Source organism: Mesorhizobium sp. M7A.F.Ca.US.010.02.1.1, from assembly GCF_004023085.1.
GTDB lineage: Bacteria > Pseudomonadota > Alphaproteobacteria > Rhizobiales > Rhizobiaceae > Mesorhizobium.
Genome location: NZ_RZRV01000004.1, coordinates 236,881 through 258,269, shown reverse-complemented (window position 1 = coordinate 258,269; position 21,389 = coordinate 236,881). Strand labels below are relative to the sequence as shown.

Below are 21,389 nucleotides of genomic sequence, written 5' to 3'. Positions count from 1 at the left end.
TACATGCCGTTGCTCCAAAACCGGTGTCCACTTTTGGGCGACATGCATCGGTGTTTTATCGTGCGCGCCTTCTAGCCGAAAGCGAAGCGGCGCACCATAGTCTCGACATGGTTGCGCGGCAAGCATTTGCCATGGTGCCAGCAAACGCAATTCGAACGGCCTCGCTAACTCTTTGTTTACGAGCTCTTCACGACCTAAGTTTAGGCTTCGAGGCATCTTCGCCTGCTTGTGGAATGCCAGGACAAGGAAAGACTTAAGGTCATGCCGGGCGGTCGGCCTCACATTCTCGCGCTGCTTGGCGCCACGCTCGCGCTGATGCCGGGCATGGCGATCAGTGGTAGCGTGGACGTACGGGTCACCTCAGCCATTCCGATGCCAGGCGCGGCAATTGCGCTGCCAGACCTGCAGGACAGGACGCGACAGGCGCCCTTGCCGGACGTCGCCCCCCTGAAAAGCGGGCTGGACGCGCTGGCGGCGGGCGATAGTCCCCGCGCTCGTGGAGTGCGCGATGCCCTTCCGGCTCAGTCGCTCGACCAGCACATCCTTGCCTGGGCGATCGCGCTTTATGGCGGCGACAAGGTTCCTAGCGGCGATATCACTGCTGCGGCCAGGATGCTGCCCAACTGGCCGGGGACCGTCGCCTTGCGCAAGAACAGCGAGCGCGCGCTCTTTCGCGAGAACCCTGCCCCCGACATCGTTATCACGACGTTCGACGGCAGCCAGCCGCAGACGTTCGAAGGTGTGATGGTTCTTGCCCGTGCCTATGTGGCGTCGGGCAATACCGAAGCGGCGCGTTCCGTGCTGTCGCCATTCTGGCGCGCCGCGATCCTGGAGGCCAAGGACGAGGCGGCGCTGATCAAGGAATTCGGCAGCCTGATCCCGGCCGCCGACCACCGCTTTCGCATGGAGCGCATGTTCTATGCCGACCGCGCGAATTCCGCCCTGCGTGTCGCCGGCCTTGCCGGTGCCCAGCAGCTCGCCGATGCATGGGCGGCGGCCGACAAAGGCGACAAGAACGCGCCCAAGCTGCTGAAGGCAGTGCCGGCAATGCAACGTTCGGCCGGCTACTTCTTCGCGCAGGCCGAATATCTGCGCAAGCAGGAGGATTTTGCCGGCGCTGCAGCCATTGTGATGCAGGCGCCGACCGATCGCGACGCTTTGGTCGATCCGGATGCCTGGTGGGTCGAGCGCCGGGTGTTGTCGCGCGAACTGGTCGACCAGGGCGACATGAAGACAGCCTACCGGATCGTCGCAACGCACGCCGCCGAAAGTGCCACCAACGCGGCAGATGCTGAATTCCACGCCGGCTGGTATGCGCTGCGCGGCCTGAACGACCCAAAAACCGCGGCAACGCATTTCGCCCGCATCGCCGACCTCGCGCAGGGGCCGATGACGCTGTCGCGTGCCTACTACTGGCTCGGCCGTGCCGCGGAAGTCGGCGGTCCGGGCAGCGCCAAGGACTACTTTGCGCGCGCCGCTGCCTATGGCACGACATTCTACGGCCAGCTTGCCGCCGAACGCGTGGGCCGGCAGGCGCTGAACATCGTCTATCCCTCGCCAAGTGCAGCCGACCGGCAGAATTTTGCCGGCCGCGAGGCCGTCAGCGCCATCAAGCGGCTGCAGGAGGCGGGCTACGACCGCTATGCCGAGACGCTCTATCGCGACCTTGCCGGGCAGTTGACCAGTCCGGGAGAACTGGCGCTGCTGGCTGTCCTTGCGGAAAAGCAAGGGAACCATTTCATGGCGCTGAAAATCGGCAAGATCGCCGGGGCGCGCGGTATCGATGTCGGCGCATTGTCGCATCCGCTCGGCGTCATTCCCGATTCGGCCGACATTTCCGGCTCGGGCAAGGCGCTGGCCTATGCGATCGCCCGCCAGGAAAGCGAATTCAACATCGGCGCCGTGTCGAGCGCCGGCGCGCGCGGGCTGCTGCAGCTGATGCCGGGAACCGCAAGGCAACTGGCGAAGAAGGCCGGGCTGCAGTTTTCGCAAACACGGCTGACCACTGATGCCGGCTATAACGCGACGCTTGGTTCGGCCTTCCTCGGCGAACAGCTCGACCGCTTCAACGGCTCCTACGTGCTGACCTTCGCCGGCTACAATGCCGGCCCCAACCGGGCCAGCCAATGGGTGGCCAGGTATGGCGACCCACGCGGCAAGGACATCGACGCGGTCGTCGACTGGATCGAGCGAATTCCCTACACGGAAACAAGAAGTTACGTTCAGCGCGTGATGGAGAATTACGAAGTCTACAAGATGCGTATTTCGGGCAAATACGACATTGTCGGGGATCTAGTGAACGGGCGGAGTTGACGGCTCGAGAGGCGACTTCGTCGAAGCTGGAGATCTCCCCCCTTGCGGGGGAGATGCCTGGCAAGGCAGAGGGGGGTGCTGTCCCTCGGCCTATCAGTTCAATGGCTCATTCCCAGTAATGGGCCAAGGTTGGCAATCCTTCACACCCCCCTCTGGCCTGCCGGCCATCTCCCCCGCAAGGGGGGAGATCGGCAGCTTCAGCGCCCCGCCCTCTATTTGACCATCCCCGCGCTCGCCTGTAGCAGTCGGCTGAGGCATGGCGGGAGAGAGAATCCAGATGTCGAGCACCAAAGGCTTTTCCGACTTTTTCTACGCTGCACCCGATAGGCTTCGCCTTCATGCGCGCATCTATGGTGAGGCCAATACCGGATCCTGGCCGGTTGTCTGCCTGCCTGGCCTGACCCGCAATGCCAGGGATTTTCACGAGCTGGCGCTCTATCTGTCGACGGATGCGGCAACTCCGCGAAAGGTCGTGGCCTTCGACTACCGTGGGCGCGGGCAGTCAACCTATGATCCCGACGTCAAAAATTACAATGTCGGCGTGGAGGCTGGCGACATCCTGGCCGGGCTGACGGCGTTGAACATCGGAGAAGCGGCCTTCATCGGCACCTCGCGCGGCGGGCTGATCATCCATCTGCTCGGGATGATGCGGCCATCGGTCCTGAAAGCCATTATTTTCAACGACATCGGACCGGTGATCGAGACGGTCGGACTTGCCCATATCCAGTCTTATCTCGAGCGCGACCCGGCACCGAAAACCCGCACACAGGCGGCGGCCGCCCAGCGCAGCGTGCATGGCGAAGACTTCTCCGCCCTTGCCGGCGCCGATTGGGATCGGATGGCATGGGCTCTCTACCGCGAAACGGATGGTGAGCTGGTGCCGGATTTCGATCCGAAGTTGGTGGATACCGTGGCGAGCCTCGATCTGACGCAGAAGCTGCCTGATCTATGGCCTCAATTCGAGGCGTTGGCCGCCATCCCGTTGCTCGCCATACGTGGTGCCAATTCGAGATTGCTGTCCATAGACACGCTCAACCAGATGAGAGAGCGCCATTCCATGATGGAGACGATCACTGTCGAGGGCCAGGGCCATGCGCCATTCCTCGAGACCGGCAGCCTGCCGGGCGACATAGCCGCTTTTCTCGACCAAGCCGAGCGGAAGAATATCCCGAAGTAAATCCCATGACCAAACAAGGTCACGGGATAGCTACAATAGTATAGACAGGATTCTTCAGCCTACTTGGCTTTTGAATTTTTCCGAGCCGTTTTCGGCGACTCCTTTGCGGCGGCGGCTGCCTCGTCCCTCTTTTTCCGCCCTGCCGTCGGCGACGAAGGCGTCGTCATAGGCGAAGGAAACATGGAGCCTTCAGCGCGATTGCCGCCCGGCTGAGTCGATCGAGGTGTTTCCAGCACGATGACACAGCCATCGAGATCGTTGGTGGCCAGATGCGCGTAGCGCATGGTCATCGACAAGGTCTGGTGGCCGAGCCACATCTGCACGCGCCGGATGTCGATGCCGCCCTGGACAAGGCGCGAGGCGCAGGTATGGCGCAGTATGTGCGGCACCACCTGGTCGTCGGCGCCGAGGCCGACTTCGGCCTTCGCGTCGTTCCAGATGGCACGAAACTGTGCCTGGCTGAGCTTGGTGAACGGTCCTTTGGGCCGGCGACCCTCAGTGGGAGGCAGCTTGATGACCTCCTTGACCCGCTCGGTCATCGGGATGGTGCGGCTGCGGCCGGATTTGGTGATCCAGAAACTGACGCGATGCTCCTGGATATCGTTCCAGATCAGCCCAAGCGCCTCGCCGAGACGGCATCCGGTGTCGACCAGGAAGACGGAAAGCCTGTAGGCATCCTCGCTGCGGCTCTTGATGGCGGCGAACAGCCGCGCCTCTTCGTCCCTTTCGAGGAAGCGAATCCGACCCGCCCGCTCCTTCTGGCGGCGGAACTCGGGCAGGCTGTGGATATCCCCCATCTTGTGAGCCTTGCGCAGCAGTTTGCTGAGGGCAGCCATCTTTCGATTGATGGTTGCGTTGCTGTTGCCGCGCTGGCGCAAGGTGCCGATAAGGTTGTCCAGGGTACTTTGGTCAAAGGCGCTGAAACGCTCCCCAAGGAGGATCTCGTCTATTTCGCCGATGAACGAGCTGACATTATACTTATGCCGCCCATCATCCCATAATATGTCCCGATATGCTGAAAAAAGATCTCCGACCCGATGCGACTTTACTTCTCTAATCTTGTTGTAGGTATATCGAATCTTCGGACTTTGAGAAGAAAACATCGAAAAATGATCAGAGGACTCACCCTCTTGAATCGCTTCGTTCGTCATCATTTGCCACACCCCCGAGTGGGATAGGTCAGCCCTACCCGCTTGGAAGCGTCCTTTCAAGAGATTTTAATCACGCAGTTGTGATTTCATCCGCCCATCAGCAGATCCCACGAAACCACTCCACGGATTCATTCAGCTACCGTTACCCCCATCCTTCCGTTTGCCTTGATCCAGTCACGAAACAAAACAGCCCGGGCGTTGTGCCCGGGCTGGATTTTATCTGTAAGGAACCAGCCCTTAGAACGAGCGCTGGAAGCGGAGCATGCCGCCAATGTTGCTCTTCTTGTCGGCATTGGTCCAGTTGGAGAAGTCGGCCTCATCGAAATTGCCTGCGTTGAGGTAGTCAACTTCGGCCGTCACGGTGAAGCCCGGGACAACGTCATAGGCGATATTCGCAGCGATGCCGAGATTCTTCCAGTCATCATACGAAATCTGGGCGTTGAACGAGGTCTTCTCGTTGAACTTGTAGGTGCCACCGCCCCAAACTGCCCAGTTGCCGCCCCACTGCTTGTAGAAGCCGCGACCGCCAGCCGCAAGGGTATAGGTCGGGTCGTTGAGGTTGTCGTCGGTACCATAGCCACCAATGATGAACAACGACAACTCATTGGAAACGTTCACATCCAAGCGAACTTTGCCAGCGACTTCTTCGTAGTTGCTGTCATACGCAACGACACCGGTGATCGCGCCCCAGCCCTGTGTCCACTTCACACCACCGACGACGTGCGGAACGTAGCTGTCGATCGTGCCCTTGCCGTAGAAGCCATCTGTGCCGCCGCCCGCGCCTTCTTCGAGCGAGAGAACGGCGGAGAAGCCGTTGCCCGCGTCGAAGTAGTACTGGACGACGTTGGTGTCGAAATCGCCGTAGGGAACCAGCGTATCCTGGATGACGTTGCCGGCGTAGCCGATGAACGTGTTGAAGGCCGATTCGTCCTTACCGACGCGCAGGCCACCGAGCTGAATCCAGGCGAAGTTCAGCGAGACGCCCGAGTTGCCAGCAGTATTGTCAGTGTCGGTGGCATTGGTGGCATAGTCGTTGCGGTTGCCGAAATTCCAGCGGGTCTCGGTGTAGGTGTTCAAGGTACCGAGCTCGGTCTCCTGGCCGGTCCAGGTCTTCAGCGTGAAGCGGGCCTTCTTGCGCCAGGTATCGTTCTCGGAGCCATCCTGCACGTCGAGGGTCCTCGCACCATCGAACGAGCCGACATCGCCACCGCTGATGTCGTAACGCACATAGCCGCCGATGCGCAGGCAGGTTTCGGTGCCGGGGATGTAGAAGTAGCCAGCGCCATAGACGTCGCAAATCTTGACGTATTCAGCGGGTTCCGGCTCGGCGACGACGACGGCGTCGGCGGCGCGCGCACCGGAAACTGCGATCAGGGCCGCAGCGGAGCCGAGGAGAAGGCTCTTGATGTTCATTTTCTGACCTCCAGTCAAAAGTTAAAAAACGGGTCTGGGTATTCTTTGCTGAAGGACAGCGTTCCCTGCCCCATCCCCACTACCGAAAAAGATGCGCACCGCGCCGCTCCTTCGAAATCGACATTACCCATGAGCCGGCGGCGTTCAACCACGATCGTACCGGCGAAAGGGCTGTTCGGATGCTATCCCCTGGCGTTGTTGCACAAATGACACGATTTGGCCTCACTCGGAAAGCTCTCGTTAACCATCTGCCCCTCCGCAACCCCTTGTTTGCGGGCGAATCCGGCGACCGCCCGACGGAATCAAGGCCAACCCCCGAGTCGCTAGCCAGGAAACTGCCGCAGAACCGCCGCATCCGTGGAAAGCCGCGGTTCGCTGCGTTGTTATTTTTCCACATAATGACTTCTTTTCCGAGATAATGGCTGGGGCTTGTTGATTGTGCCGGCGCTTTTCTTTATCCAGCGGCGCAACGGAGAGGTGGCCGAGTGGTCGAAGGCGCTCCCCTGCTAAGGGAGTAGAGGTCAAAAGCTTCTCGTGGGTTCGAATCCCATCCTCTCCGCCATCCTGCTTCGCTCTTCGAGCTTCGCAGGACAAGTCCAGACCTCTGCGCGAAGCAGGATGCCCTCCGAAGCCTCGGCGAAGGAGGGCCTAAAACCTTAGCAAAAACAAGGTTTTCTCCTTGTGCTGTGCGCTTGGCAGGACGAGTCCAGACCTCTGCGTGACCCCAGCAAAAGCAGGAGTTGGCAGGGCCGCCTTCCCCGAGCCAGGATACTCACTTGGTTAAGGGGGTGGCTCGTGTGCTACGTATACCTGCTGGAAAGCAAGGCTACGGAAGGTGAGCGCTACATCGGCGTCACTTCAGACCTGAAGCGCCGACTTGCCGAACATAACGCCGGAAAATCCAGCCATACATCCAAGTTCATGCCATGGCGGATCGTCACCTATATCGCCTTCTCGAATCGAGCCAAGGCGACCTCGTTCGAACGTTATCTCAAATCCGGCTCCGGACACGCTTTCGCCAGCAAACGTCTTTGGTGATTGTTCGCGCGACGGCGGAAAATCCAATATATTTTCGAAAAACTATGGAGCCTCAATCACTTAACGCATAAAAGCATGTTGCCGGTTCCGCTGTTTCGTTCGATTCTGACTGGAGGTCAGAAAATGAACATTAAGAGCCTTCTCCTCGGCTCCGCTGCGGCCCTGATCGCAGTTTCCGGTGCGCGCGCCGCCGACGCCGTCGTCGTCGCCGAGCCGGAACCCGCTGAATACGTCAAGATTTGCGACGTCTACGGCGCTGGCTACTTCTACATCCCCGGCACCGAAACCTGCCTGCGCATCGGCGGCTATGTGCGTTACGACATCGGCGCTGGCGACGTCGGCTCGTTCGATGGTGCTCGCAGCAACGACGTGCAGGACGGCAAGAACCAGGGAGCCTGGTACAAGAACACCCGCTTCACGCTCAAAACCTGGACCGGCCAGGAGACCGAGCTCGGTACCTTGAAGACCTACACCGAGACCCGCTTCAATTTCGGCAACAGCAACGGTGATCCCGACTTTGGCCCGAACGATGCGCACAACAAGGACGTATCGCTGAACTTCGCTTGGATCCAACTCGGCGGTCTGCGCGTCGGTAAAGACGAATCGGCCTTCAACACGTTCATCGGCTACGCCGGCAACGTCATCCAGGATACGCTGGTTCCCTACGGCGACTTCGACACCAACGTCGTCCAGTACTATTTCGACGCAGGCAATGGTTTCTCGGCCGTGCTCTCGCTCGAAGAAGGCTCGGGCGCTGGCTCTGTCGACGATCTCGGCAACGGCAAGTATGGCGTTGGCACGATCGACAGCTATGTTCCCCATGTCGTCGGCGGCGTGAAGTGGACCCAGGGCTGGGGCGCGATCACCGGTGTCGTTGCGTATGACAGCAACTACGAAGAAGTCGCTGGCAAGGTTCGCTTGGATGTGAACGTTTCCAACGAGTTGTCGTTGTTCATCATTGGTGGCTATGGCACTGACGATAACCTCAACGACCCGACCTACAATCAGCCCGCGGGCGGTCGAGGCTTCTACAAGCAGTGGGGCGGCAACTGGGCAGTTTGGGGCGGTGGCACCTACAAGTTCAATGAGAAGACCTCGTTCAACCTTCAGGCGTCTGCTGATGACTGGAAGAACGTCGGCGTCGCAGCGAACGTTGCCTACGACATCGTCCCCGGCTTCACCGTCACGGCCGAAGTTGACTATCTTCACGCCGGCAAGTTCGATGAGGGCAGCACGGATAACGTCGCCTGGACTCCGGCCGACAAGAAGAACAGCGTCGGCGGCCTCCTCCGCTTCCAGCGCTCGTTCTAACGGACCGAGCCTGACTGAAATCTAACCCGGCGGGCAACCGCCGGGTTTTTCGTCTGTCGCGCCTTTTCAGATCTTGCAGGTGTCGACCTGCCCAATGGCTGGACTGCCCAGATTGCCGGAGCAGGCGACGCGGTGTCGACTGACGATGCTTGAATTTCCAGATTCAGATCAGATATGGGCCAGATCGCCCAGGGCATCGATCAAGGGCTGGATCTCGCTTTCGTAATTCTTCCACTGCTTGACGGAAGACTTATAGATCGGCTGGCGGACCTGCCAATTGCTATAGGTGTTTACGGAGCCGCCCCTGTCAAAAAAGCGCAAGCAGATATCGTTCCAAGGTAGTCCGAGATAATCTATGAGACAGCGCGACTGCTTTTCTTGATTTTCAATCAATGTCTCGTACCGGTTTTCGAAGATACGGCCCGGGAAAATCTTGTCCCAATGCCGCATCAGACGATCATACTCCCTGTAGTAAAGCCCCAGTGTCTCCAGATCGGCGCTGTAGCTATGCGCTTCATTGAATTGAAGGACAAAGCAAGAGATACAGTTATCAATGGCGTCGCGGCGACAATGAATGATGCGGGAGTTGGGGAAAAGGATGCCAATCAGGCCGACCAGCTCGAAATTGTGAGGCATCTTGTCGATAATTCGAAGCGCATCGGGGGCCCGCTCGCGCAGATAGGCAAGATGTTCCGCAGCAAGCGCCCTGGACAGCTGTGGAGTCATCGATGCGATCGCCTCACCTGGGCTTATTCCGGATCCATACCTAAGATCGAGTCCATTCGATGTGCGTCTAAGCTTTGTTAACTCGCCAGCGCCATGAACATAGGGGTGGCTGGCGCAGATCTGCTCAGTCAGTGTTGTGCCCGAGCGAGGCATCCCGACTACGAACACGGGCACCTCCGAGACATTGCCACAAGCAGCTCTTGAAGCCACCAAATCCGGTGTAAATGTTTCGATCAGGGCGTCGATCCAACGACGATAGGATTGAAGATCGAACCTGCTGCCGCCGGCTTGATTTCCTCTTCTGAAGTGTCTCATCGCCTCCTTGTAGCGACCGAGGTCGTTGAGCAACTTTCCGGCCGCGTGATGCAGCGCCGTCGCTCCCTTGGACCCGTGGTCGGGGTCTTGAAGCTCCGTCAGGATCGCAGCGAGTTCTGGTGGCTCTTCAGTGAATTTGTGCGTGCGTACAAGTGCGTTGTAGGCAGCAGGTATCGCGATGCGCCGATCTATTGCCTCTTTGAGATGAACCGCGGCTTCGTCCATACGGCCGAGGCTTGCCAGCGCACGAGGCAGCCCCAACCGGGCCATGGGATGATCTCGATCGACCCTGAGCGCCTTCTCAAAGAGCGGCAGCGCCATTTCCCCCTTGTCAAACGAATTGTATGCATCGCCCAAGGCGCAAAGCGCTTCCACCAGATCCGGCTTCAACGTCAGTGCGTGCTGAATGTGTTTGATCGCCGGTGTAAACTCGCTGAGCCTCAAATAGGCTTGACCGAGGCTTAGGTGATAGTAGGGATTTAAAGGCTCCTGCGCGATCGCCCGAGCAAAATACCGTAGGACCTTTTCGTCATCGTACCCGATCCCCAGCGTTCCCAGTATATAAAGGGCCAGCGGATGTTCGGGCGTTCTCGCCAGGACGCGATGACAGAGTTCTTCCGCATCAGGCAGTCGATTCTCTTGCTGGAATTCGAGCGCCTGCCTCAACATCATGTCGTTGGCCTGAGCGCGAGACGGAGCTGCTTTTGCAGGCTTAGGATTCGGTTGCCCAATCTTCGGCGGTGCGCCCTTCGGCGCTGGTTGGGTATTAAGGTGCTTAGCCCAAGCTGGCGGCAATCGGTTGCTCATTCTATTCTGCTAACAAAATGGATCGGCTAAATCCAGTGCGGCATTGTTATCCTGTGCGGCATTGTCGGCTTGCACCGAACATGCCTCCACGCTAGCAAGAAGACCGTTTTGCAAGCGAGCTTCCACCATGCATCAGCGCCCTCCCCTCATGCCGCTCATCGCAGCGCTTCCCTCGACGGTGCCGTTTGTCGGCCCCGAAGCGCAGGAGCGCGAGCGTGGCCGCGCTTTCCGCGCCCGCATCGGCGCCAATGAGAGCAGCTTTGGTCCCTCGCCGCGCGTCATCGCCCGCATGGCCGAGATCGCCGGCGACATGTGGATGTATTGCGATCCCGACAATCACGATCTGAAGGTGGCGGTCGCCGTGCATCACGGCGTAAAGGCCGAGAACGTCGTTGTCGGCGAAGGCATAGATGGCCTGCTCAGCCTGGTGGCACGCATGTATGTCGCGCCCGGCGATGCTGTGGTCACCTCGCTCGGCGCTTATCCGACCTTCAACTTCCACATTGCCGGTGTCGGCGGACGGCTGGTGATGGTCCCTTACGAGAACGACAAAGAAAGCCTGGACGGCCTGCTGGCGGCGGTGCGCAGGGACAAGGCCCCGCTGGTCTATCTCTCCAACCCCGACAATCCGATGGGCAGCTGGTGGGAGGCGAGCGAGATCATCGGCTTCATCGAGGCGCTGCCGCAAACCACCATGCTGGTGCTCGACGAGGCCTATAGCGAACTCGGACCGGCCTCGGCGCTGCCGCCGATCGATATCTCCAGGCCAAACGTCATCCGCATGCGCACCTTCTCGAAGGCTTATGGGCTGGCGGGCATACGCTGCGGCTATGCGATCGCCGAGGCCCAGGTGATCCGCGACTTCGAGAAGATCCGCAACCATTATGGCGTCAGCCGCATGGCGCAGATCGCCGGCGTAGAGGCGCTCGCCGATCAGGACTATCTCAGAAGCGTGGTGGCGCGGGTCGCGGCCGGCCGCCGACGCATCGCCGGCATTGCCGAAGCGAACGGGTTGAAGCCACTGGCGTCGGCGACCAATTTCGTCACCATCGATTCCTGCGGCGATGGCGCCTTCGCGCTGAAAGTTCTGCAAGGCCTGCTGTCGCGCGACGTCTTCATCCGCAAGCCGATGGTGCCACGGCTCGACCGCTGCATCCGCGTCAGCGTCGGCCTCGATCACGAACTCGATATTTTTGCCGAGGAGTTGCCTGGCGCGCTGGCAACGGCGCGGGGAAACTAGGGTTGCGTCTGCAAGCAGCCCAGCAGCAAAAGCTGCCTACAAATCCATTTCCCAGGTCTGGCCGGTCAGATCCTTGCCGAAGCTGTGGTGGTGCTCCTGCGAGACCAGCGTGAAGCCGGCACGTTCGTAGATGGCGCGCGCCGCGACGAGGATGTCGTTGGTCCACAGCACCAGCTTGGTGTAGCCGCAAGCCCGGGCCTGGTTCACGCATTCCGCGACCAGTCGTTTGCCGATGCCGAGGCCGCGCGCCGACGCCTCGACATGCAGCATTCTCAGCTTGGCCACTTCGTCGTCCTGATGAACAAGGGACACCGCGCCGACCGGCTGACCACCGCGCTCTGCGATCCAGCAGAAATCGCGGCCGGGCACGAAATTGCGAATGAAATCGGCGCCGATCTCGGCCAGCATGGCCTCGAACTCGATCGTCCAGCCATATTCCTCGGCATAGAGTTGGGCCTGGCGCTGCACGACCCAGCCGACATCGCCGACGCGATGCGGCCGCAACGTAACCTCGCTGCTTTCACGGGTGGGATCGCCCAGCAATTCCCCCGCCTTGCGCAAGGCGCTGCGCAGTTCATGCAACCTGTCGTCGGGGACGCTTTCGATCAGCCGCGCCGTGTCCCGATCGGCCGCCGCCTGCAGCCTGGCAAGCGCTGCCTCGCCCCGTGGGGTCAGCGAGAGTACCCTTCGGCGCCGGTCAGCCGGGTCCGTTCTGGCCTCGGTCAGCCCCTGGCCCGCGAACTTGCGCAGGATCCGCGTCAGATAGGCGGCATCGACACGCAACTGTCTTGATATTTCGGAGGCCGCCGGGCCATTCTCCAGCCGAAAAGCCCCAGCCAGGAAACCTCGCTCGCCCGCGATTTCGGCGGAAGCCGGGTTGCTGCGGTGACCCAATTCGAACAGCACGCGCGCCTCGGTCAAAGTGAATGCACTTTGTGTCAGCGTCTCGTCGAGAAGGCCGACGGTGCGCGTGTAGAAGCGATTGAAGCGCCTGACATCGGCCACCAATGCGTTGCGTTCGTCCAACATCCAGCCAACTCCCAATAGGGCAGCTCCATTTTTCAAAATTAATGGACTGAGTCAATGAAATTTCAAAGCCAGAGGGCCCAGCTATTGCGTCGTGCGCGCAACTCTCATGTTGCATTCCCTGAGCCATGCACCAGATTTTAACGAGACAGGCTTGGAGAGATTCATGACTGGTCATCGCAGGAAAGTGCAGGCGCGCATCTACGGCAATGTGCAAGGCGTCGGCTTCAGAGCATGGGCCCGGGATGAGGCCACAGGCCTTGGTCTTGCGGGCTGGGTTTGCAATGAAGCGGATGGGGCCGTAACGACGCAAATTGCAGGCCTTGATGAAGCGGTCTCGACAATGATCAAGCGCCTCTGGGAAGGGCCGGCCGGAGCTTCTGTTTCCAAGGTCGACATCGAGGAGTTGGTGGCAGAAAACGCCTCTGTTGGGTTCAGGATCGTTGCATGAAGGTGAGTTTGGATTGGCGTCTTGAATTAATTGAACGTTCGTTTTATTATTGCTTCGCAGAGGAGCTGACATGGCACGCACCGCTGGGTCCGATGGCGAAAAGACAGAAGCGACCATCCGTGAGGCGGCGGTCAACCTCATCGCGCGCCTTGGCTACGAAGCGATGTCGATGCGCCAGTTGGCCGCCGAGGTCGGCGTCCAGGCAGCCGCGCTCTACCGCTACTTTCCAACCAAGGAAGAGCTTCTGTTCACGCTGATGCGCGAGCACATGGAAGGTCTGGCCACAGCATGGGAAGCAGCCCGGCCGGCGGATGGAGATCCGGCGCAACTGCTCTCCGCCTATGTGCGCAATCACATCGCCTTTCATATCGAGCGACGGCACGCCACGCATGTGTCGAACATGGAATTGCGCAGTCTGTCGCCCGAACGGCTGACACAGATACTGCGTATGCGCACGGCTTACGAGAAGGAGTTGCGCGCCATCCTGCGCGACGGCGACGAGACGGGCGCTTTCAGCATCGACGACACCGGGCTGACGGCCATGGCGCTGATCCAGATGATGACCGGCGTCATCGTCTGGTTTCGGCCGGGCGAACGGCTGTCCATCGCGGAAGTGACCACGACATATCTTTCAATGACAATGCGGCTCGTCGGCGCGAAGATCGACGCCTACAGCGCCGCGCGTCCCTTCGGACGCGCAAAGGACGCTGCAGCATTTTGATTTCGCGCATGATCCCTTTCCGAAAATCAAAGTCGATTTTTCGGGGTCAGGCGCAGGGAGGAGAAAAATGTACACCAACACGCTCAGCTTCGGGCATGACGAGGAGATCGAGGCGCTGCGCGACATGGTGCGGCGCTTCGCCCAGGATCGCATTGCGCCGATCGCCGCCGACATCGATCGCTCGAACGAATTCCCGGCGCATCTGTGGGGCGAACTCGGCGCGCTCGGCCTGCTTGGGATCACCGCCAACCCCGATTTCGGCGGCAGCGGCATGGGTTATCTCGCGCATGTGATCGCCGTCGAGGAAATCTCGCGCGCTTCGGCCTCGGTCGGCCTCTCCTACGGCGCCCACTCCAATCTCTGCGTCAACCAGATCAACCGCTGGGCGACGACGGCGCAGAAGGAAAAATTCCTGCCGCCACTGTGCTCGGGCGAGCGTGTCGGCGCGCTGGCGATGTCGGAATCCGGCGCCGGCTCGGACGTCGTCTCGCTCAAGCTGCGCGCCGAAAAGCGCAACGACCGCTACGTGCTCAACGGCACCAAGATGTGGATCACCAACGGGCCTGACGCCGAGACCCTGGTCGTCTACGCCAAGACCGACCCGGACCTGAAATCGCGCGGCATCACCGCTTTCATCGTCGAGAAGGCTTTTGCCGGGTTTTCCGTGGCGCAAAAGCTCGACAAGCTCGGCATGCGCGGCTCCAACACCGGCGAACTGGTGTTCAGGGATGTCGAGGTGCCCTTCGACAATGTGCTGCATGAGGAAGGGCGCGGCGTCGAGGTGCTGATGTCTGGCCTCGACTATGAGCGCACGGTGCTCGCCGGCGGCCCGATCGGCCTTATGGCGGCGTGCCTCGACGTGGCGGTCCCCTATGTGCACGAGCGCAAGCAGTTCGGCCAGGCGATCGGCGAGTTCCAGCTGGTGCAAGGCAAGTTGGCCGACATGTACACGACGATGAACGCCGCGCGCGCCTATGTCTATGCCGTCGCCGCAGCCTGCGACCGCGGCCAGACGACACGCAAGGACGCCGCCGGCTGCGTGCTGTTTGCCGCCGAGAAGGCGACGCTGATGGCGCTCGACGCCATCCAGCTGCTTGGCGGCAATGGCTACATCAACGACTATCCGACCGGCCGCCTGCTTCGCGACGCCAAGCTCTATGAGATCGGCGCCGGCACCAGCGAAATCCGCCGCTGGCTGATCGGCCGCGAGATCATGGCGGAGGGGGTGTAGGTATGGCCACATTGCAAACCCAGATCTCCCCTTCCTCCGAAGCATTCCGCGCCAATGCCGAGCGCATGCGGGCGCTGGTCGCCGACATTGCGGAGAAGGCGGCCACCGTCGAGCGCGGCGGCTCGGAGGAAGCGCGCGAGCGGCATGTTTCGCGCGGCAAGCTCCTGCCGCGCGAGCGCCTCGCGCAATTGCTGGATGTCGGTTCACCCTTCCTCGAGATCGGCCAGTTCGCCGCTTGGTCGATGTATGGCGAGGAGATTTCGTCGGCCGGCATGATCGCCGGCGTCGGCCGCGTCGAGGGCACCGAGGTGATGGTCGTCGTCAACGACGCCACGGTGAAGGGCGGCACCTATTACCCGCTGACGGTGAAGAAGCATCTGCGGGCGCAGGAGATCGCGCTGCAGAACAATTTGCCTTGCATCTACCTCGTCGATAGCGGCGGTGCCAACCTGCCCAATCAGGACGAGGTGTTTCCCGACCGGGAGCATTTCGGCCGCATCTTCTACAACCAGGCCAACATGTCGGCAGCCGGCATTCCGCAGATCGCCTGCGTCATGGGTTCCTGCACGGCGGGCGGCGCCTATGTGCCGGCGATGTCCGACGAGACGATCATGGTGGGCAACCAGGCGACCATCTTCCTCGGCGGTCCGCCGCTGGTGAAAGCAGCGACCGGCGAGGATGTCAGCGCCGAGGATCTCGGCGGCGCCGATGTGCACACCAGGCTCTCCGGTGTTGCCGACCACTATGCGCTGGACGACGACCATGCGCTCGCCATCTGCCGCCGCGTCGTCAAAAACCTGAATCGGAACAAGACTGTAAGCCTAAACTTACAGAGATCGATTCCGCCGCTTCATCCGGCGGATGAACTCTACGGCATCGTGCCGACCGACCTGCGCCAGCCCTATGACGCACGCGAGGTGATTGCGCGCATCGTCGACGGTTCCGAATTCGACGAGTTCAAGCAGAATTACGGCACCACGCTGATCACCGGCTTTGCCCATCTCCATGGCATGCCGGTCGGCATCATCGCCAACAACGGCGTGCTGTTTTCCGAAAGCGCGCTGAAGGGGGCGCACTTCATCGAACTGTGCTGCCAGCGCAAGATCCCATTGGTCTTCCTGCAAAACATCACCGGCTTCATGGTCGGTCGAAAATATGAAGCAGGCGGCATCGCCAAGGACGGCGCCAAGCTGGTGATGGCCGTTGCCACCGCCCGCGTGCCAAAGGTGACGATCATCATCGGCGGTTCGTTCGGCGCCGGCAATTACGGCATGTGCGGCCGCGCCTATTCGCCGCGCTTCCTGTGGATGTGGCCGAACGCCCGCATCTCGGTGATGGGCGGCGAGCAAGCAGCAACGGTGCTTGCCATGGTCAAGCGCGAAGGCATCGAGCGCAAGGGCGGGGAATGGAGCGCCGAGGAAGAGGCGAAATTCAAGAAGCCGATCCTGATGAAATACGAGCATGAGGGCCATCCGCTCTATTCGTCCGCACGCCTCTGGGACGACGGCATCATCGACCCTGCGAGGACCCGCGACGTGCTGGCGCTCAGCCTGTCCGCTGCGCTCAACGCCGAAATCGAGGACACGCACTTCGGCGTGTTTCGGATGTGAGAATGGACGGTCAACTTCGACGGACAAACGGCGGAACTATACCAGCAGGCCGTTGCTGCCGTGCGAAAAGGCTGAACTGTATGGAACAACCGATTCATCAGCATAGGCGGCTTCGAATCTCAAACAGTGAACTGGCGGCGAGGCAAAATATTCGATACTGCTTATCCAGCATGGGGCAATGGGGACGGGCTGGAAATGAAACTGAAATATTGCCAGGGAACGGCTGCTTCGATACTTTCTGTATTTCTAATATTAACATCGACCGGCATCGGCTCGGCGGAATCGCTCGCGGGACGCAAGGGAGACGTGCGTTTTCCGCCGACCTTGGGTTCGGGCGAATGCAACGTTGCCTACAAGGGCTACGTCGCGGCGAGCGGCCATTCGGCCTACGCCACAACCTTTTATTCGCGTGTCGTCGACCTCTACATTGTCTGCGGGACGAAGCTCAACGCGCCGTCCCAGAAGGCGGCGGAAGAGACGGCGCTGCGCAATTGCCAGGCCGGCTTGACACGGTGGAAGCTCAAGACCGCGAGTGGCGGCTGCGCAATTTCGTCATCGAAATAGATACTACCGACCGCAAGGTAGAGCACTCCCTTGGTAAGGGAGAGGTCTACGCCGAGGGCTGGAATGGCTCGCTGGACAGTACCCCCCTCTGTCCTGCCGGACATCTCCCCCGCATGGGGGGAGATCGACTGTCGCTATCGCTTTCGCCAAATTCCAACATTGAAAGTTCGCAGCGAGGGCAAAGCTGCCAATCTCCCTCCTTGCGGGGGCCGGCAGGACAGAGAGGGGTGTTCAAGCGCCCTGCTTCCCATGGACTGCGAGCCTTACATGCGGAGGCTCCATGTTTGCCAAGATCCTGATTGCCAATCGCGGCGAGATCGCCTGTCGTGTCATCCGCACGGCTCGGAAACTGGGTGTGCGCACTGTCGCCGTCTATTCGGATGCCGACGCGAGATCCCTGCATGTCGAGATGGCCGACGAGGCGGTGCATATCGGCCCCTCGCCCGTCGGCGAAAGCTATCTGCGCGGTGACAAGATCATCGCCGCGGCCTTGACTACCGGCGCACAAGCCATTCATCCCGGCTACGGCTTCCTGTCGGAAAATCCCGATTTCGTCGACCAGGTGACGGCGGCGGGGCTCATTTTCATCGGCCCGTCGGCGGCCTCGATCCGTGCCATGGGGCTGAAGGACGCGGCCAAGCGTCTGATGGAAAAAGCCGGCGTTCCGGTCGTTCCGGGCTACCATGGCGAGGCGCAGGAGATCGTGCTACTTGCCTCCAAGGCACGCGAGATCGGCTATCCCGTGCTGATCAAGGCACGCGCTGGCGGCGGCGGCAAGGGTATGCGCCGGGTCGAGCATCCCGATGAGTTTTCCGAAGCGTTGTCCAGCGCGCGGCGCGAGGCGAAAGCTGCGTTCGGCGACGACCGTGTGCTGGTCGAAAAATATGTCGACAAGCCGCGCCATATCGAAGTGCAGGTGTTCGGCGACAATTTCGGCAACGCCGTGCACCTCTACGAGCGCGACTGCTCGGCGCAGCGCCGCCACCAGAAGGTGATCGAGGAATCGCCCGCGCCCGGCATGACCGAGGCTTTGCGCAAGGCGATGACGGATGCGGCGGTGAAGGCCGCCAAGGCGATCAATTATTCAGGCGCCGGCACCATCGAGTTCATCGTCGATGCCTCGCAAGGCCTGAAAGCCGACCGCTTCTGGTTCATGGAGATGAACACCCGTCTGCAGGTCGAGCACCCCGTCACCGAAATGGTGACCGGCACCGATCTGGTCGAGTGGCAGTTGCGGGTCGCCAGCGGCGAAAAGCTGCCGAAGACGCAAAGCGAGATCGCGCTTACCGGCCATGCCTTCGAGGCGCGCATCTATGCCGAGGACTCGGCAAAAGGTTTTCTGCCGGCAACGGGCACGCTGCATCATCTGAGATTTCCAGACGCGGCCCCGCAAGGCGCCACGATGCGCATCGAGACCGGCGTGCGGGCGGGTGACGCCATCTCGCCGTACTACGATCCGATGATCGCCAAGCTGGTCGTCCACGCCACGGACCGCCAGGCGGCTCTGGAAGCGCTTGGCGCGGCGCTATCCCGGACCGAGATCGCCGGCTCGACCGTCAACACCGCCTTTCTTGCCGCTCTCGCCGCCGATCCGGATTTCGCCGCAGGCGACGTCGACACCAGCCTGATCGCCAGGTACCAGACGGCGCTGACCGAGGTCGCGCCGCCAAGCGGAGAAACCATAGCCGCGGCCGCAGTCGCAGCCTCGGGGGCCGGAGCATCGCCGTTGTCAGACGATCCGTGGTCGTCGCTTGCCGGTTATGCCCATTTCCACAGCGTGGCGCGACGCACATGGTTGAAGTTCGGTGAAGACGATATCGCGGCGAAGGTTTCGGTGCGGCCGGATGGGCGCTTCCAGGTCGCGCTGGACAAGCCCTATGACGACACCAATTCGCATGATTTTCGCTCAACATCACGCCTCGCCCACTGGCCAGGCCACATCACCGTGTTCGAAGGCGCCGTTGGCTACACCTTCGCCGTGCCGGACCCGTTGGCACGGGCCGATGAGGCGGCGGCAAGCACCGGCAGCCTGCGCGCGCCGATGCCGGGACTGGTCAAACTGGTGCGCGTGGGAAAGGGCGATACGGTGATCAAGGGCCAGCCGCTGCTGATCCTCGAGGCGATGAAGATGGAGCACACCATCGCCGCGCCGCATGACGGCGTGATCGCCGAGATCGCCACCGAGGGCGCGCAGGTGACCGACGGGACGGTGCTGGTGCGGTTCGTCGGGGAACAAGCCGCCTCGACCGCTGTAGCCAGCTGACGGTTCGAAGGTAAAAAGAAAATGGCCGGGACGGACCCGGCCATTTCTCTACGCTACTTGGTCGCCAAGTCGGCGATTACTGCGCGATCGGCGCGTATTTGCCGTCATGCCACTGGTTGATGTCGTAGCTGGCATTCTTGAGATCGCCCTTCTCGTCGAAGGTGACATCACCGACAACGGTGCTGATCGGCGTGCCGTTCTTCAACGCTTCGGCAACCTTGGCCGGGTCGTCGCTGCCGGCACGCTTGATGCCTTCGGCGAATGCCTGGATGGTGGCGTATGAGAACAGCGTGAAGCCCTCCGGCACGAAACCGCCGGCCTTGATCTTCTCGACGGCAGCCTTGGCTTCCGGCTTTGCCTGCGGATCCGACGGGAAGACGAACATGGTGCCCTCGCCGGCCGGGCCAGCGACCTGCCAGAATTCCGGCGAGGCGATGGAGTCCGGCATGATCAGCTGGAACTTCAGGTTCTGTTCCGCCGATTGACGCAGGATCAGGCCAGCTTCAGGATGGTAGCCGCCGAAATAGACGACGTCGGCTTTCAAGTCCTTGAGCTTGGTGACGAGAGCCGAATAGTCCTTCTCGCCAGCGTTGATGCCGTCATAGTAGACCTCCTTGAGGCCGCCGGCATTCATCGTTGCCCTGACGGCGTCAGCCACGCCCTGTCCGTAGGCGCTCTTGTCGTGCAGGACGACGACATTCTTGCCGGCAAACTTCTTGGCGATCCATGGGCCGATGAAGGCGCCCTGCGCATCGTCACGCGTGTATAGGCGCATGATCGTCGGCCAGCCGGCCTTGGCTGCCGCATCGGTCAGCACCGGGTTTGACGAGGCCGGGCTCATCATCAAGGCGCCGGCTTCGGCATAGACGGCCGAGGCCGGAATGCTGGAACCCGAGCAGGCATGGCCGTCGATGAACTTGACGCCATCGGCGACGACGCGGTTGGCAACCGACACGGCCTGCTTGGGATCGCATTGGTCGTCTTCGATGCTCAGCTTGATCTGACGACCGTCGACACCGCCCGCGGCGTTGATCGCATCGGCGGCAGCCTGTGCGCCCTGCTTGAACTGATCGCCGATGGTGGCGAGCTGTCCGGTCATCGGGCCCACCACCGCAAAGGTGATGTCGTCTGCGAATGCGACCGGCGTGCTCAACATCAGGCCGAATATGGCCGCGTTCAAAATACTCAATTTTTTCATGATGGTAGAACTCCTCCACTCACGCGCGGCCGCCCCGGCCGCGCTTCTTCCAGAGAGGCCGGACAATTTCACCCTTCATTGAGCCTGTCTAGGCGCATTGGCGCCGCTCGATTGGGCCTGCAAGACGTCATCCACGCAAAAAGCCACGCCAGCCTTGTTCCGGCTGGTCGTGACTTTTTTTGCCCGTCGAGCAATCTCCGGGCGCTCTCGCGCCTAAGAATCCCGCTCGCCTTCCCCGTGTCGCGCACAGCTGAGCCTTGCGGCCTGCCGCGTTCTTTCTCTTGCCTTCGCGACCGTCTTGCGCGGCCTTCAATTTCGCCGGGTCTGGCCGTCTGTGCGGCCTTGATCCCGGAGCTTCCCTGTCTTCGATGGACCTGTCTGCGATTGGCAGATTTTAGTGCATGGTCATCCATTCGCGGGCTTCGCGAAGCGCCGTGGCGATCTCGACCTTCGACATGGCGGCCGACAGTTCCGAGCGCAGCTCGGCGGCGCGGGCCGAGCCCTTGATTGCGGCGATGTTGAACCATTTGTGGGCGGCAACGACATCGGTCTCGCAATCGCGGCCGGTCGCATACATCATGCCCAATTCGAAAAGGATGTCGGCCTGGGCAGTTGCTCCCATGGCGCCGAAACCTGCTTCAAGCATTTCAAAACGTGCCATTTCAATCCCCTGTTTTCCGGCCCCTGTCAGGCTTCCGAGAGCTGCCTTCTTTCGTCTTGCCGGCTGCTCTTCCGATGCTTTCGAGAATGCCGTGCAGGCTTGAATCCGCCGTTAAATGGCGTGCTTAATTTGAGGAAAACAAAGCTAAAACAAGAGGTAAACGCCGAAATTCG

The 21,389-nt window shown here is 60.9% G+C and carries 17 protein-coding genes and 1 tRNA gene; 12 read left to right on the top strand and 6 right to left on the bottom strand.

The genetic code is table 11. The features are described 5' to 3' along the window. The first annotated feature begins 261 nt into the window (after nt 1-261). Together EOA19_RS06190 and EOA19_RS06180 are read left to right on the top strand one after the other, a co-directional pair. Nucleotides 262-2,313, top strand: a complete 2,052-nt coding sequence (locus EOA19_RS06190) for a lytic transglycosylase domain-containing protein (RefSeq protein ID WP_128303031.1) — start codon at nt 262-264, stop codon at nt 2,311-2,313. 277 nt (nt 2,314-2,590) lie between these two features. Next, the gene (locus EOA19_RS06180; RefSeq protein WP_128303029.1) at nt 2,591-3,490 is read left to right on the top strand and encodes an alpha/beta hydrolase; all 900 of its coding nucleotides are present in this window, start codon (nt 2,591-2,593) and stop codon (nt 3,488-3,490) included. A 59-nt stretch (nt 3,491-3,549) separates the two neighbouring features. On the opposite strand, the gene EOA19_RS06175 is transcribed toward EOA19_RS06180, so the two are convergent. Both EOA19_RS06175 and EOA19_RS06170 read right to left on the bottom strand, forming a co-directional pair. Beyond that, nucleotides 3,550-4,644: a site-specific integrase gene (locus EOA19_RS06175; protein ID WP_128303028.1), complete on the bottom strand. Its 1,095-nt coding sequence runs from the start codon at nt 4,642-4,644 to the stop codon at nt 3,550-3,552. A 234-nt stretch (nt 4,645-4,878) separates the two neighbouring features. After that, on the bottom strand, nt 4,879-6,054 hold the full coding sequence (locus tag EOA19_RS06170) for a porin (RefSeq protein WP_128303027.1): 1,176 nt from the start codon (nt 6,052-6,054) through the stop codon (nt 4,879-4,881). Between the two features lie 471 nt (nt 6,055-6,525). On the opposite strand from EOA19_RS06170, the gene EOA19_RS06165 reads away from it, so the two are divergent. From EOA19_RS06165 to EOA19_RS06155, 3 genes are all read left to right on the top strand, one after another. Beyond that, nucleotides 6,526-6,616: transfer RNA gene (locus tag EOA19_RS06165), tRNA-Ser, on the top strand. Between the two features lie 233 nt (nt 6,617-6,849). After that, on the top strand, nt 6,850-7,092 hold the full coding sequence (locus EOA19_RS06160) for a GIY-YIG nuclease family protein (protein ID WP_128303026.1): 243 nt from the start codon (nt 6,850-6,852) through the stop codon (nt 7,090-7,092). A gap of 123 nt (nt 7,093-7,215) precedes the next feature. Next, complete coding sequence (locus EOA19_RS06155; RefSeq protein WP_128303025.1) at nt 7,216-8,403, top strand: porin; 1,188 nt, start codon at nt 7,216-7,218, stop codon at nt 8,401-8,403. Between the two features lie 168 nt (nt 8,404-8,571). On the opposite strand, the gene EOA19_RS06150 is transcribed toward EOA19_RS06155, so the two are convergent. Next, entirely contained in the window at nt 8,572-10,251 is a 1,680-nt protein-coding gene (locus EOA19_RS06150) for a sulfotransferase (protein WP_128303024.1), read from the bottom strand. Nucleotides 10,252-10,378: 127 nt separating this feature from the next. Between EOA19_RS06150 and EOA19_RS06145 the strand changes: the two genes are divergently transcribed. Continuing rightward, nucleotides 10,379-11,491 (top strand): pyridoxal phosphate-dependent aminotransferase, encoded by a 1,113-nt coding sequence (locus EOA19_RS06145; protein ID WP_128303023.1) that lies wholly within the window; start codon nt 10,379-10,381, stop codon nt 11,489-11,491. A gap of 36 nt (nt 11,492-11,527) precedes the next feature. Here the strand turns inward: EOA19_RS06145 and EOA19_RS06140 are convergent, their stop codons facing one another. Further along, nucleotides 11,528-12,520 (bottom strand): helix-turn-helix domain-containing GNAT family N-acetyltransferase, encoded by a 993-nt coding sequence (locus EOA19_RS06140; protein WP_128303022.1) that lies wholly within the window; start codon nt 12,518-12,520, stop codon nt 11,528-11,530. A gap of 163 nt (nt 12,521-12,683) precedes the next feature. Here EOA19_RS06140 and EOA19_RS06135 point away from each other — a divergent pair, with 163 nt between their 5' ends. The 6 genes from EOA19_RS06135 (at nt 12,684) to EOA19_RS06105 (ending at nt 19,357) form a co-directional block, all read left to right on the top strand. After that, a complete protein-coding gene (locus EOA19_RS06135; protein ID WP_128303021.1) occupies nt 12,684-12,968 on the top strand; it encodes an acylphosphatase in 285 nt (94 codons plus the stop codon). A 70-nt stretch (nt 12,969-13,038) separates the two neighbouring features. After that, a complete protein-coding gene (locus tag EOA19_RS06130; protein ID WP_128303020.1) occupies nt 13,039-13,689 on the top strand; it encodes a TetR/AcrR family transcriptional regulator in 651 nt (216 codons plus the stop codon). A gap of 67 nt (nt 13,690-13,756) precedes the next feature. Beyond that, nucleotides 13,757-14,920 (top strand): isovaleryl-CoA dehydrogenase, encoded by a 1,164-nt coding sequence (locus EOA19_RS06125; protein WP_128303019.1) that lies wholly within the window; start codon nt 13,757-13,759, stop codon nt 14,918-14,920. Nucleotides 14,921-14,922: 2 nt separating this feature from the next. Then, entirely contained in the window at nt 14,923-16,530 is a 1,608-nt protein-coding gene (locus tag EOA19_RS06120; protein ID WP_128303018.1) for a carboxyl transferase domain-containing protein, read from the top strand. Nucleotides 16,531-16,725: 195 nt separating this feature from the next. Further along, nucleotides 16,726-17,094: a hypothetical protein gene (locus EOA19_RS06115; RefSeq protein ID WP_128303017.1), complete on the top strand. Its 369-nt coding sequence runs from the start codon at nt 16,726-16,728 to the stop codon at nt 17,092-17,094. 280 nt (nt 17,095-17,374) lie between these two features. Next, nucleotides 17,375-19,357 (top strand): acetyl/propionyl/methylcrotonyl-CoA carboxylase subunit alpha, encoded by a 1,983-nt coding sequence (locus EOA19_RS06105; RefSeq protein ID WP_128303016.1) that lies wholly within the window; start codon nt 17,375-17,377, stop codon nt 19,355-19,357. A gap of 76 nt (nt 19,358-19,433) precedes the next feature. Here EOA19_RS06105 and EOA19_RS06100 read toward each other — a convergent pair whose 3' ends face one another. Further along, a complete protein-coding gene (locus EOA19_RS06100; RefSeq protein WP_127270990.1) occupies nt 19,434-20,555 on the bottom strand; it encodes an ABC transporter substrate-binding protein in 1,122 nt (373 codons plus the stop codon). 394 nt (nt 20,556-20,949) lie between these two features. After that, complete coding sequence (locus EOA19_RS06095; protein WP_013532614.1) at nt 20,950-21,216, bottom strand: sel1 repeat family protein; 267 nt, start codon at nt 21,214-21,216, stop codon at nt 20,950-20,952. Nucleotides 21,217-21,389: the final 173 nt, after the last annotated feature.

Excerpts from the sequence above, each read along its gene's own strand:
- EOA19_RS06190 (WP_128303031.1), top strand. The coding sequence starts at position 262 with ATGCCGGGCGGTCGGCCTCACATTCTCGCGCTGCTTGGCGCCACGCTC.
- EOA19_RS06180 (WP_128303029.1), top strand. The coding sequence starts at position 2,591 with ATGTCGAGCACCAAAGGCTTTTCCGACTTTTTCTACGCTGCACCCGAT.
- EOA19_RS06175 (WP_128303028.1), bottom strand. The coding sequence starts at position 4,644 with ATGATGACGAACGAAGCGATTCAAGAGGGTGAGTCCTCTGATCATTTT.
- EOA19_RS06170 (WP_128303027.1), bottom strand. The coding sequence starts at position 6,054 with ATGAACATCAAGAGCCTTCTCCTCGGCTCCGCTGCGGCCCTGATCGCA.
- EOA19_RS06155 (WP_128303025.1), top strand. The coding sequence starts at position 7,216 with ATGAACATTAAGAGCCTTCTCCTCGGCTCCGCTGCGGCCCTGATCGCA.
- EOA19_RS06150 (WP_128303024.1), bottom strand. The coding sequence starts at position 10,251 with ATGAGCAACCGATTGCCGCCAGCTTGGGCTAAGCACCTTAATACCCAA.
- EOA19_RS06145 (WP_128303023.1), top strand. The coding sequence starts at position 10,379 with ATGCATCAGCGCCCTCCCCTCATGCCGCTCATCGCAGCGCTTCCCTCG.
- EOA19_RS06140 (WP_128303022.1), bottom strand. The coding sequence starts at position 12,520 with ATGTTGGACGAACGCAACGCATTGGTGGCCGATGTCAGGCGCTTCAAT.
- EOA19_RS06135 (WP_128303021.1), top strand. The coding sequence starts at position 12,684 with ATGACTGGTCATCGCAGGAAAGTGCAGGCGCGCATCTACGGCAATGTG.
- EOA19_RS06130 (WP_128303020.1), top strand. The coding sequence starts at position 13,039 with ATGGCACGCACCGCTGGGTCCGATGGCGAAAAGACAGAAGCGACCATC.
- EOA19_RS06125 (WP_128303019.1), top strand. The coding sequence starts at position 13,757 with ATGTACACCAACACGCTCAGCTTCGGGCATGACGAGGAGATCGAGGCG.
- EOA19_RS06120 (WP_128303018.1), top strand. The coding sequence starts at position 14,923 with ATGGCCACATTGCAAACCCAGATCTCCCCTTCCTCCGAAGCATTCCGC.
- EOA19_RS06115 (WP_128303017.1), top strand. The coding sequence starts at position 16,726 with ATGAAACTGAAATATTGCCAGGGAACGGCTGCTTCGATACTTTCTGTA.
- EOA19_RS06105 (WP_128303016.1), top strand. The coding sequence starts at position 17,375 with ATGTTTGCCAAGATCCTGATTGCCAATCGCGGCGAGATCGCCTGTCGT.
- EOA19_RS06100 (WP_127270990.1), bottom strand. The coding sequence starts at position 20,555 with ATGAAAAAATTGAGTATTTTGAACGCGGCCATATTCGGCCTGATGTTG.
- EOA19_RS06095 (WP_013532614.1), bottom strand. The coding sequence starts at position 21,216 with ATGGCACGTTTTGAAATGCTTGAAGCAGGTTTCGGCGCCATGGGAGCA.